The sequence below is a fragment of the Bacillus sp. BK450 genome (assembly GCF_004364885.1).
Classification (GTDB): Bacteria; Bacillota; Bacilli; order Bacillales; family Bacillaceae; genus Bacillus; species Bacillus safensis.
This window is the reverse complement of the sequence record NZ_SOBQ01000002.1, coordinates 336,756-348,580: the sequence shown is the minus strand read 5'-3', so window position 1 is coordinate 348,580 and position 11,825 is coordinate 336,756. Positions and strand designations below refer to the sequence as shown.

Genomic DNA, 11,825 nt, shown 5'->3' with positions numbered 1-11,825 from the left:
ATATAGTGTGTTAGAAGGGACGTCAGAATTATGTCAAAACAACAAATCGGTGTGGTTGGACTAGCCGTTATGGGGAAAAACCTTGCCCTCAATATTGAAAGCCGCGGTTTCTCCGTATCCGTTTATAACAGATCTAGCAGCAAAACAGAAGAGTTTCTTCAAGAAGCAGAAGGAAAAAACGTTGTTGGCACATACAGCATCGAAGAATTTGTTCAGTCGCTTGAAACACCGCGTAAAATTCTTTTAATGGTAAAAGCTGGTGCAGCAACAGATGCAACCATTCAATCATTACTTCCTCACCTAGAGAAAGGTGACATTTTAATTGATGGTGGAAATACATATTACAAGGATACACAAAGACGTAACCAAGAGCTTGCAGAAAGTGGTATCCACTTCATTGGTACAGGTGTTTCCGGCGGTGAAGAAGGCGCGCTAAAAGGTCCTTCCATCATGCCAGGCGGTCAAAAAGAAGCGCATGAGCTAGTGAAACCAATTTTAGAAGCAATCTCTGCGAAAGTAGACGGTGAGCCTTGTACAACGTATATCGGCCCAGATGGAGCAGGACATTATGTCAAAATGGTTCATAACGGTATCGAGTACGGAGATATGCAATTGATCTCTGAATCATACTTTATCTTGAAGCATGTTGCTGGATTGTCAGCAGGGGAGCTTCATGAAGTATTCTCAGAGTGGAATAAAGGCGAGCTTGACAGCTATTTAATCGAAATTACAGCTGACATTTTCACAAAAGTGGATGAGGAAACAAACCAGCCGCTTGTGGATGTGATCTTAGATAAAGCTGGTCAAAAAGGAACTGGAAAATGGACAAGCAAAAGCTCACTTGATCTAGGTGTCCCGCTTCCAATCATTACTGAGTCTGTTTTTGCGCGCTACATTTCAGCAATGAAAGATGAACGTGTGGAAGCAAGTCAATTGATCGAAGGTCCAGAGCCGGCGCAATCAGCTGAGAATAAACAAGAGCTGATCGAAGCAGTTAGAAAAGCCCTATTCATGAGTAAAATCTGCTCTTACGCACAAGGCTTTGCTCAAATGAAAGCAGCGTCTGATGAATATAACTGGGATTTGAAATACGGTGAAATTGCGATGATCTTCCGCGGCGGATGTATCATTCGTGCAGCCTTCTTACAACAAATTAAAGAAGCATATGACCGTAATCCTGAACTGAAAAACCTATTGCTTGATCCATACTTTAAGGATATTGCTCAAAACTATCAATCATCACTTCGTAAAGTCATTTCGCTTGCAGTGGAACAAGGAGTTCCTGTTCCTTCATTCTCAAGTGCACTTGCTTACTTTGATAGCTATCGCACAGCTGTCCTTCCAGCGAATTTAATTCAAGCACAGCGTGACTATTTCGGTGCACATACGTATGAGCGCACAGATAAAGAAGGCGTATTCCATACTGAATGGATGAAATAAATAGAGAACGACTGAAAAACCTTACCTTTGGTAAGGTTTTTTTGTTTGCATCTTTTCGGCTAAAAATGTGAAAAAGAGGGATGCTATGTAAAAAAGACAAGAAAGTAGGGATAGAAGTGGGCATCTTATATGCACTTCTCCCAGCGATATTTTGGGGAAGTATTGTTCTCATCAGTGTCAAACTAGGCGGGAATGCGTATCAGCAAACCCTTGGCATTACGCTCGGCGCGTTTTTATTTTCGATTGCTGCCTTTTTCATCAAAATGCCAGAGCTGACACCGCTTATTTTTGCGGTTTCCGTCATTTCAGGCATCTTCTGGAGTATTGGACAAATGAATCAGCTTTCAAGTGTTGCTTTTCTCGGTGTGTCTAAAGCGGTTCCTTTATCAACGGGCATGCAGCTAGTGAGCACAACGCTATTTGGCGTCATGGTCTTCAAAGAATGGCAGACGATGACGGTCATACTCATTGGTTCCTGCGCCATTTTACTGATCATTGCAGGGGTTGTCATGACATCGCTCGGTCAAAAAAAGAATGGCGGCGGGAATGGCAGAGGCAATTTTAAAAAAGGGATCATTATTCTGCTTATCTCAACCGTTGGCTACGTCGGATATGTCGTCATTTTAAGATGGTTTGATATTGATGGCTGGTCTGCACTTGTCCCGCAATCCGTCGGTATGCTGCTTTCATCCTTAGCGATTAGTTTAAAGCAGGACCCATTTAGTAAATATACGTTTAGAAATATCATTGCCGGTCTTGTTTGGTCAACAGGAAATCTTGGTCTGCTTTTGGCCATTCCATTAATCGGCGTAGCCGTAAGCTTTTCGATGTCACAAACAGGGATTGTCATCTCAACACTAGGCGGCATTTACTTATTAAAAGAGAAAGCATCTAGAACAAGCTTTGTCATTGCAGGCTGCTTGATGATTATTGCAGGCGGTGTGCTGCTAGGCTTTACAAAATAGGAGGTTACACGAATGTATCCAGATTTAGAAGGAAAAACAGTTCTGATTACAGGTGCAGGTACAGGGATTGGTCAAGCGATGGCCCGCCGATTTGGACAAGAAAAAGCCAATGTGGTGATTAATTACTTCTCTGATAAAGAAAATCCGGATGATACCATTGCAGAAATTCAAAAACATGGCGGACAGGCTGTGAAAATCAAGGGAGACGTATCAAAGGAAGAGGATATGCAGGCGATGATTGATAAAGCCGTTGATACATTCGGCAGTCTTGATGTGATGATCAATAACGCAGGCATTGAAAATGAAGTACCCTCTACAGAAATGACGCTGGATAATTGGAACAAAGTAATGTCTACCAATTTAACAGGCATGTTTCTAGGGTGCCGTGATGCACTGAAGTATATGACGGATCATGGAATAGAAGGCTCGATCATTAATATGTCGTCGGTTCATCAGCAAATTCCTTGGCCTCATTTCGTGCATTATGCAGCTAGTAAAGGAGGCGCAAAGCTTTTGACAGAAACATTGGCGCTTGAATATGCCCCTAAAAAAATCCGTGTAAACAGCATTGCACCAGGCGCTATTGATACCCCGATTAATGCGGAGAAATTCGATGATCCAGCATTGAAAAAAGGCGTGATTGAGCTGATTCCAATCGGCTATATTGGAAAGCCAGAAGAAGTGGCAGCATGCGCTGTCTGGCTGGCATCAAAAGAGGCGAGCTATGTCACAGGCCTGACGTTATATGTAGACGGCGGCATGACAAAGTATCCTGGGTTCCAGGCAGGAAAAGGATAAGATAATTAAGAAAAAGAGCGTATTGTACGCTCTTTTTTATATTAAATACAGACAAATAAAATTAAATGTCTAGACATTTAAAAATAAAAATATATAATATTAATTGGAAGCGCTTTTATTACAACAATGGGGTGAGAGAAATGAAACGTATTTTATTAGCATGCAGTTCGGGAATGTCTACGAGTTTACTAGTGACAAAGATGAAAGCACATGCCGATTCAATTGGGGACGAAGCAGAAATTTGGGCAGTTGGTCAAGATCAAGCAAAAAAAGAAATGGCGAATGCAGATGTTGTGTTAATCGGACCGCAAATGAGCTTTTTAAAAGGAGACCTTCAAAAAGAAGCAACAAAATACGGGATTGAGGTAGAGGTCATTGATATGCAGGCATACGGGCTTGCCGATGGACAAAAAGCATATGAACAGGCACTTACATTGATGGGGGAATCTTAAAGGATGGAAAAGAAAACACTCGAAGGGCTCACGGAGGAACAAGTGAGCTTTCAATTGATCTTACACAGCGGGAATGCACGCAGCAAATTGCTTCAGGCTCTGAAACAATATCGAGAAGGTCTAGAAGAAGAAGCTTTTAGTCATATGAAAGAAGCGGAAGAAGATTTACGGCTTGCACATGACATCCATTTTCAACTCGTGCAGAAAGAGGCAGGAGGAGAAACAACATCCTTTTCCTTATTGCTCATGCACGCTGAAGATCATTTAATGTCGACCATTACCATCAAGGAGCTTGTGGGAGAGCTTCTGCCGATATTCCAATCGCTTAAACAATAAAGGGTGTAAACAAGGGGGGAAACCAATGTTTGATAAAATAAGTGCCATTTTGGTTCCGATTGCTGGGAGATTGAACAACAACCGCTATTTAGGCGTATTACGTGATGCCTTTATGCTTGCGTTCCCGCTCACCATCTTTGGTTCCATTATGGTTGTGCTGATGAATTTGCCATTTTTAGATAAAATCATGAGTAAAAACGTACTGGAAGGCGTCCAGTCTGCACTGAATATCGCACCAAGTGCGACCATCAGCATTATGAGTGTGTTTGTTGTATTTGGGATTGGCTACTATTTATCAAAAAGCTATGATGTAGAAGCTGTCTTTGGCGGCGTGATTGCTTTAGCCTCTTTCTTGCTTCTAACTCCGTTTTTACTAGAACAAGAAGGCGGTGCAACGATTGCAGGCGTTATCCCAGTTGATCGTTTAGGTGCAAAGGGGATGTTCCTAGGAATGATCACAGGCTTTTTGTCTGCTGAAATTTATCGTTATTTTGTCCAAAAGAAATTTGTGATCAATATGCCGCAAGGGGTTCCGCCAGCTGTTTCCAAGTCTTTTGCTGCACTGATCCCGGCTACTTTGACACTTACAACCTTTTTGCTCATTAATATCATCATTACACAAGGCTTCAAAACAAATATGCATGATTTGATTTATCATGCCATTCAGGCGCCGCTTGTCGGTCTTGGAAGCGGTATTATTCCGACGTTGATCGCTGTTTTCTTTATACAAATTCTTTGGTTCTTTGGGCTTCATGGCCAAATTATTATCAACTCTGTCATGGATCCGATTTGGAATACATTGTCCATTCAAAACCTAGAGAGCTACACAAAAACAGGTGAGGTTCCTAATATCATCAGCAAGCAGTTTATTGAAATCTATACGGTTGGAATGGGTGGAACCGGTATGACGCTTGCTGTTGTGTTTACGATTTTAATTTTCCTGAAAAGTAAGCAATTAAAACAAGTAGCCAAGCTTGGCTTAGGACCAGGATTATTTAACGTCAATGAACCGATTATCTTCGGTTTACCGATTGTCATGAATCCGCTTATTCTCATTCCGTGGATTTTGGCGCCAATGGTCATTACATGTATTACTTATTTTGCGATGGCATCAGGCATTGTACCGCCGCCGACAGGCGTGAATATCCCATGGACAGTGCCGATCTTTATTAGCGGAATGATGGCAACAAATTCACTAGCGGGCGGTCTGCTTCAGTTGTTTAACCTGATGATTGTGTTTGTCATTTGGTTCCCGTTCCTGAAATTTATTGACCGTATGAATGTGAAAAATGAAAAAATAACGACAACAGAAAAAACGAAGGCAGCAAACATCAAAGGTGAAGGAGACTCAATACATGTCGATGGAAACTAATAAGCAATCATATACATTTCCAGAAGGTTTCTGGTGGGGATCTTCTGCTTCTGCGACGCAAACAGAAGGGAGCGTCCCCGGCGATGGAAAGGGACCGAACATTTGGGATCATTGGTTTGAACAAGAGCCGACTCGTTTTTTTGATGGCGTAGGGCCGGACGTGACATCTCAATTTTATCGAAAATATAAAGAGGATATCCGTCTCATGAAAGAAATTGGCCACAATTCATTTCGGCTGTCGATTTCATGGTCACGCCTTTTACCAGAAGGAACAGGTGCTGTGAATGAAGAAGCGGTGTCTTTTTATAATGATGTGATCAATGAACTGATTGCACATGATATCGAGCCATTTGTGAACCTGTACCATTTCGATATGCCAATGGCGCTGCAGGAGAAAGGCGGCTGGGTGAACAGACAGGTGGTTGAAGACTATGTGAGCTATGCAACATTATGCTTCCAACTATTTGGCGACCGGGTGAAAAAATGGTTTACCCATAACGAACCGATTGTTCCTGTAGAAGGCGGATATATGTATAGCTTTCATTATCCAAACGAAGTCGATTTCCAAAAGGCTGTACAGGTCGGTTTTCATGAACTTTTATCAAATGCGAAGGCGATTGCGGCTTATAAAAAGCTGCAGCAAGGCGGTAAGATTGGCATCATCCTAAACCTGACTCCTTCGTACCCGCGAAGCCAGCATCCGCGCGATGTAGAAGCAGCAGAGATGGCCGATGCTTTCTTTAACCGTTCCTTCTTAGATCCTGCGGTGAAGGGTCATTTCCCGGAAAAGCTAGTAGAAGTCTTAAAGAAAGAAGGCTTTATGCCAAGTATGGAAGAAGGGGACCTTGAGCTCATTCGAGAGAATACGATTGATCTTCTTGGCATCAACTATTATCAGCCAAGAAGAGTGAAAGCGAAAGAGCATATGCCGCATCCTCAAGCACCATTTATGCCGAATCATTATTTTGATTCTTTTGAGATGCCGGGAAGAAAAATGAATGTGTATCGAGGCTGGGAAATCTATGAAAAGGGCATTTACGATATATTGAAAAAAGTCCAAACAGACTATGATAATATTGAATGCTTTATTTCTGAAAATGGAATGGGCGTCGAAGGAGAAGAGCGGTTTAAGGATGAAGAAGGAATGATTCATGACGATTACCGCATTGACTTTATTTCTGAGCATCTCAAATGGGTGCATCAAGCCATTCAAGAAGGAAGCAATGTGAAAGGCTATCATCTATGGACCTTTATGGACAACTGGTCCTGGTCGAATGCATATAAAAATCGTTATGGATTTGTCTCAGTTGATCTTCAAAAAGACGGGAAACGAACGATTAAGAAAAGCGGATACTGGTTTCAATCCGTTTCAAAGAATAACGGTTTTTAATCAAAATACTTGCTCTTTCCTTGAAAAGAGCAAGTATTTTTCTTATGTGATGGTAAGTGGATGAAACAAAAATGGCTGGCACCTTTTAAGCTCACATCCCTTAGTGTAAAATGAGAGGAAGGCTAAAAAACGCCATATTTCCTTCTAGAATAAAGCGCTATGAAAAAACAAGTCAGTTGGTGGTGTGAGATGAAGAAGTACGAACTCATTTCAGAAGAAATCAGAAAACGAATAGGAACAGCCTATTATCCAGAAGATCAACCCATTCCAGATGAAAACTCGCTTGCCGCCGAATTTCAATGCAGCAGAATGACAATGAAACGTGCGCTTGATCTTCTCGTTGCAGAAGGTCTGCTCTTTAGAAAAAGAGGCCACGGTACATTTATTGTAAAAGCAGCGCTCAATCAAGGGGCAATCAATGTATCGGGCCATGAAAATAAAGGGTTCACAAAAGTCATGGCGGATAAAAACGTCACGACTCAAATCATTCATTTTGATGTCCATTTTCCAAGCGAAGAGGTGGCAGCCCATCTATCTATTGACTCAACCACACCTGTTTATGATATCATCCGGCTCCGTCTTGTGGATGAAGAGCCTTACGTATTAGAAAAAACGTTTATGCCTGTCAATCTCATTAAGGGCATAGATGAAGAAGTTCTACTGGGTTCTATCTATGGCTACATTTCAAATCAGCTTCATTTAAAAATAGCAGGTGCGCACAAAAAAATTAGAGCGGCTAAATCAGATCAGCTGGATCAGCAGTATTTAGGGTGTGACCCAACAGATCCTGTGCTTGAAGTCGAGCAGGTTGCTTATTTAAACGCAGGGCAGCCGTTTGAATACTCATTTAGCCATCATCGCTATGATAAATTTGACTTTTCAACGGTTGAAATCACGAAAACAGGACGTTAAAAAAAGAGCAGAACCCCCAAGGGAGACTGCTCTTTTTTCATATGATTTTATATATTCCACCAATGGTATCCATCTTTTTCTAGAAGCTCATCAGCTTCTTTCGGCCCCATAGAACCAGCAGGATAGTTTGGTTTTAATGTTTTGCTTTCTGCCCATTTCTCAGAAATCGGATCAACGAAGTTCCAAGAAAGTGCCACCTCGTCCCAGTGAGCAAAGTTTGTTGCATCGCCTAGCAGGCAGTCATGAATCAGCTTTTCATATGCTTCTGGTGTATTCATGATGTCGTTATAGTTTGTTTGGTAGTCAAGCTTAATCGGTTTCGCATACGTGCCGCCATCCAGCTTGCGGGCATTCAGGTGAAGGGTGATGCCTTCATCTGGCTGAATGTGAATGACAAGTAAGTTTGGATGCATGGCATTTCCGTTTCCATAGTACAGGTTCATTGGAATGTCTTTAAATTGAACTACGATTTGAGTAGATTTCTTTTCTAACCGTTTTCCTGTCCGAATGTAAAATGGCACCCCGGCCCATCTAAAGTTATCAATCAGCAGTTTCCCTGCCACAAACGTTTCTGTGTTTGAGTTCGGATCAACATTTTGCTCTTCCAGATAAGAAGGAACGACATTACCATCCATCGTACCAGCATCATACTGTCCGCGGACAAAGAATTGATCGACCTCATCTTTAGAAAAAGGACGAAGTGCGCGCAATGCTTTCCGTTTTTCGCTGCGGATTTCCTCTGTATTGAGTTTAATTGGCGGCTCCATTGCTAAAAGGGCAACCATTTGAAGCATATGGTTTTGGACCATATCTCTTAGTGCACCAGAATTTTCGTAATAACGAGCCCGGTCTTCAACCCCTAATGATTCACTGGATGTAATTTGAATGTTTGAGATATAGCGGTTTGTCCAAAGTGGTTCAAAGATAGCATTCGCAAAGCGGATGACCTCAATGTTTTGAACCATTTGTTTACCAAGATAGTGGTCAATACGATAAATTTGATCTTCTGTGAATGCATCACGAATTTCTTCATTTAATGTTTTGGCACTTGGCAGATCATGCCCAAATGGCTTTTCAATGACAAGTCGTGACCAGCCGGTTGTTTCTGATACGCCCTCACTCTTTAGGAACTTCGCAATCGTTCCGAAGAATTCCGGTGCCATGGCTAAATAGAACATGCGGTTATTTGGAATACTGTACGTATCTTCAAGGCCTGTTAAAAGCGTGTTAAGCGCTTGATAGGAAGCAGGGCTTGATACGTCAAAATCGTGATAATAGAAATGTGAAATGAATTCCTCTGTTTTCGCTTCTGCATCATCAGAAGAAACAGATTCCTTTACCACAGCTCTGAGGTCCTCATGAGACCACGGACGGCGTCCAACTCCGACAACAGCGAATTGATCACCTAGCTTACCGCTATGATAAAGTCTATGTATAGAAGGGTAGAGCTTGCGTTTGGCAAGGTCTCCTGTTGCGCCAAAAATGACAATGACTGCTTTAGGGTTGTTAGTTTCTGTATTCACGAGAAGTACCTCACTTTATTCGTAGCATTGTTGTAAAAACCGAGAATGTATGTACATTTTCTTTATTTTAAAGCTTCATTGTTCGTAAAGCAAACATTTGATTCGACTTTTTCTGCTCTCGTTTCACTTTTTTCAAAAATTCCGCTGAATTCACATTTACCTTGTCTTCATGTATTCTATATGAATGAAGATATTGTATACCGGCTTTAGGAGGAAAAGTAATGGAACTGCTCTTTTTAGGAACAGGTGCAGGCATACCTGCAAAAACAAGAAACGTCACTTGCACAGCGCTAAAGCTTTTAGAAGAAAGAAATGCAGTGTGGCTTTTTGATTGCGGAGAAGCAACGCAGCACCAAATCTTACATACAACGATTAAACCGAGAAAGATCGAGAAAATATTTATCACACATATGCACGGTGATCATGTATATGGCCTTCCGGGACTCCTTGGCAGTAGATCCTTTCAAGGCGGGGAGGATGAATTGACGATCTATGGACCAAAGGGCATTAAGGCCTTTGTGAACGCAGCACTTTCAGCCTCGCAAACGCATTTGACATATCCGCTGCATATCATAGAAATAGATGAAGGGGTCGTGTTTGAAGATGATACCTTTCAAGTAGAAGCAAGAAGAGTCTCTCACGGGATTCCAGCTTACGGTTATCGGGTTGTGGAAAAAGATATGCCTGGTTCATTAAAAGCTGAAGACCTAAAAGAAATCGGTGTAAAACCTGGACCTTTGTATCAGAAGTTGAAAAATGGGGAAACCGTGACACTCGAAGATGGAAGAATCATTGATGGAACCGATTATTTGGAACCCCCTAAAAAAGGGAGAATCGTTGCATTTTCAGGAGATACCCGTTTGTGCGAGAATATAACAAGGCTTGCCAAAAATGCGGATGTGTTAGTCCATGAAGCAACATTCGGTAAAGAAGATGCAGATTTAGCCTACAATTATTATCACAGTACAACAGAACAAGCAGCGAAAACAGCAGAGGAAGCAGGCGCAAAAAGGCTCATTTTGACCCATATAAGTGCACGGTACCAAGGAGAAGAGGCACTGAAACAACTGTTGAAAGAAGCCCGCGATATATTCCCGCTGACAGAAGCTGCACATGATTTCTCTTCTTTCCCCATTGAACGCACCCTGTAAAAATTGGATGAATCGTCAAAAAAAGTTGTGTGATTTTTTTGATATTTATGATGACGCTCTTTTTCAGGTAGTGGTAAAATGGTGAAGAAAAACAAATGACGAATTAAACTATGAAGAATACGGGAGGCACAATCAAAGATGAGCGGTTTTACAGCATTAAGTGAAGCAGAATTGAATGACCTATATGTGGCACTACAAAATGAGTATGAAACTTACAAAAGTAAAAACTTGCACTTAGACATGTCTAGAGGGAAGCCTTCACCAAAACAGCTCGACTTGTCTATGGGCATGCTCGATGTTGTGACATCAAAGGATGCAATGACAGCTGAAGATGGCACAGATGTGCGAAACTATGGCGGCTTGACAGGCCTTCCTGAAACGAAGAAATTTTTTGCAGAAGTACTCAATTTAAAACCAGAACAAATCATCATCGGCGGTAATTCAAGCCTGAATATGATGCATGATACCATTGCACGTGCGATGACTCACGGCGTATGTGACAGCAAAACACCTTGGGGAGAGCTGCCAAAGGTAAAATTCCTTGCACCAAGCCCAGGGTATGATCGTCATTTTGCCATTTGTGAGCTATTTAACATAGAGATGATCACTATCGATATGAAGGCTGATGGACCTGATATGGATCAGGTAGAAAAATTGGTCGCAGAAGATGAAGCGATTAAGGGCATTTGGTGTGTACCTAAATATAGCAATCCAGACGGCATTACGTATTCAGATGAAGTCGTTGACCGCCTAGCTTCAATGAAAACAAAAGCAGACGACTTCCGCATTTTTTGGGATGATGCATATGCAGTCCACCATCTAACGGATACACCTGATACGTTAAAAGATATTTTTCAAGCAATTGAAGAGGCAGGATACCCGAACCGTGTATTTATGTTTGCGTCTACGTCTAAAATTACATTCCCAGGCTCAGGTGTTGCACTGATGGCGTCTAGCCCTGACAATGTAAGCTTCACTCAAAAGCAATTATCGATTCAAACGATCGGACCAGACAAAATTAATCAGCTAAGACATCTTCGTTTCTTTAAGAATCCAGAAGGCTTGAAGGAACATATGAAAAAGCATGCAGCGATCATTAAGCCGAAATTTGACCTCGTTCTTTCCATTCTTGATGAAAAACTTGGCGGGAAAGACATTGCTGAATGGCACAAGCCAAATGGCGGATATTTCATTAGTTTAAATACACTTGATCATTGTGCAAAAGCTGTTGTGCAAAAAGCAAAAGAAGCAGGTGTCACAATGACAGGTGCAGGTGCAACATACCCATATGGAAAAGATCCGCTTGATCGTAACATTCGCATTGCACCAACATTTCCGGCTCTTGAAGAACTAGAGCAAGCGATCGACATCTTTACATTATGTGTTCAGCTTGTCAGCATTGAAAAGCTGCTTTCAGAAAAAAGTCAATCTGCTCCAACGGCATAAATAAAAGAAACTCCTTGACTCATAACGGGTCAAGGAGTTT

At 41.7% G+C, this 11,825-nt stretch carries 11 protein-coding genes; 10 read left to right on the top strand and 1 reads right to left on the bottom strand.

Annotated elements, in window-relative coordinates; all coding sequences use genetic code 11:
- Positions 1-30 precede the first annotated feature (30 nt).
- The 8 genes from gndA to EV579_RS06885 all read left to right on the top strand — a co-directional run bounded on the left by gndA (position 31) and on the right by EV579_RS06885 (position 7,665).
- The gene (gene gndA / locus EV579_RS06920) at positions 31-1,440 is read left to right on the top strand and encodes an NADP-dependent phosphogluconate dehydrogenase (RefSeq protein WP_024428028.1); all 1,410 of its coding nucleotides are present in this window, start codon (positions 31-33) and stop codon (positions 1,438-1,440) included.
- Positions 1,441-1,556: 116 nt separating this feature from the next.
- Complete coding sequence (locus tag EV579_RS06915) at positions 1,557-2,405, top strand: GRP family sugar transporter (protein ID WP_025093008.1); 849 nt, start codon at positions 1,557-1,559, stop codon at positions 2,403-2,405.
- Positions 2,406-2,417: 12 nt separating this feature from the next.
- Entirely contained in the window at positions 2,418-3,203 is a 786-nt protein-coding gene (locus tag EV579_RS06910; RefSeq protein WP_034622353.1) for a glucose 1-dehydrogenase, read from the top strand.
- Between the two features lie 140 nt (positions 3,204-3,343).
- Positions 3,344-3,655 (top strand): PTS sugar transporter subunit IIB, encoded by a 312-nt coding sequence (locus EV579_RS06905; protein ID WP_024422905.1) that lies wholly within the window; start codon positions 3,344-3,346, stop codon positions 3,653-3,655.
- A 3-nt stretch (positions 3,656-3,658) separates the two neighbouring features.
- The gene (locus EV579_RS06900) at positions 3,659-3,991 is read left to right on the top strand and encodes a PTS sugar transporter subunit IIA (protein WP_024422904.1); all 333 of its coding nucleotides are present in this window, start codon (positions 3,659-3,661) and stop codon (positions 3,989-3,991) included.
- Positions 3,992-4,016: 25 nt separating this feature from the next.
- Positions 4,017-5,363 carry a PTS cellobiose transporter subunit IIC gene (gene celB, locus EV579_RS06895; RefSeq protein WP_087977120.1) on the top strand — a complete coding sequence of 449 codons (1,347 nt, stop codon included), beginning with the start codon at positions 4,017-4,019 and terminating at the stop codon, positions 5,361-5,363.
- The gene (locus EV579_RS06890; RefSeq protein WP_133744180.1) at positions 5,347-6,753 is read left to right on the top strand and encodes a glycoside hydrolase family 1 protein; all 1,407 of its coding nucleotides are present in this window, start codon (positions 5,347-5,349) and stop codon (positions 6,751-6,753) included. The genes celB and EV579_RS06890 overlap by 17 nt, the downstream gene beginning before the upstream one ends.
- Positions 6,754-6,942: 189 nt before the next feature.
- On the top strand, positions 6,943-7,665 hold the full coding sequence (locus EV579_RS06885) for a GntR family transcriptional regulator (RefSeq protein ID WP_024422902.1): 723 nt from the start codon (positions 6,943-6,945) through the stop codon (positions 7,663-7,665).
- Between the two features lie 47 nt (positions 7,666-7,712).
- Here EV579_RS06885 and zwf read toward each other — a convergent pair whose 3' ends face one another.
- Positions 7,713-9,188, bottom strand: coding sequence for a glucose-6-phosphate dehydrogenase (gene zwf / locus EV579_RS06880; RefSeq protein ID WP_095408951.1), 1,476 nt, complete (start codon positions 9,186-9,188; stop codon positions 7,713-7,715).
- Between the two features lie 221 nt (positions 9,189-9,409).
- On the opposite strand from zwf, the gene rnz reads away from it, so the two are divergent.
- A complete protein-coding gene (gene rnz, locus EV579_RS06875; RefSeq protein ID WP_133744179.1) occupies positions 9,410-10,339 on the top strand; it encodes a ribonuclease Z in 930 nt (309 codons plus the stop codon).
- Positions 10,340-10,477: 138 nt separating this feature from the next.
- Positions 10,478-11,785, top strand: coding sequence for an aspartate aminotransferase type Ic (locus EV579_RS06870; RefSeq protein WP_133744178.1), 1,308 nt, complete (start codon positions 10,478-10,480; stop codon positions 11,783-11,785).
- Positions 11,786-11,825 lie beyond the last annotated feature (40 nt).

What these genes read in the sequence shown, in the direction of transcription:
- EV579_RS06885 (WP_024422902.1), top strand. Translation starts at nt 6,943, where the DNA reads ATGAAGAAGTACGAACTCATTTCAGAAGAAATCAGAAAACGAATAGGA.
- celB (WP_087977120.1), top strand. Translation starts at nt 4,017, where the DNA reads ATGTTTGATAAAATAAGTGCCATTTTGGTTCCGATTGCTGGGAGATTG.
- rnz (WP_133744179.1), top strand. Translation starts at nt 9,410, where the DNA reads ATGGAACTGCTCTTTTTAGGAACAGGTGCAGGCATACCTGCAAAAACA.
- EV579_RS06905 (WP_024422905.1), top strand. Translation starts at nt 3,344, where the DNA reads ATGAAACGTATTTTATTAGCATGCAGTTCGGGAATGTCTACGAGTTTA.
- EV579_RS06910 (WP_034622353.1), top strand. Translation starts at nt 2,418, where the DNA reads ATGTATCCAGATTTAGAAGGAAAAACAGTTCTGATTACAGGTGCAGGT.
- gndA (WP_024428028.1), top strand. Translation starts at nt 31, where the DNA reads ATGTCAAAACAACAAATCGGTGTGGTTGGACTAGCCGTTATGGGGAAA.
- EV579_RS06890 (WP_133744180.1), top strand. Translation starts at nt 5,347, where the DNA reads ATGTCGATGGAAACTAATAAGCAATCATATACATTTCCAGAAGGTTTC.
- EV579_RS06870 (WP_133744178.1), top strand. Translation starts at nt 10,478, where the DNA reads ATGAGCGGTTTTACAGCATTAAGTGAAGCAGAATTGAATGACCTATAT.
- EV579_RS06900 (WP_024422904.1), top strand. Translation starts at nt 3,659, where the DNA reads ATGGAAAAGAAAACACTCGAAGGGCTCACGGAGGAACAAGTGAGCTTT.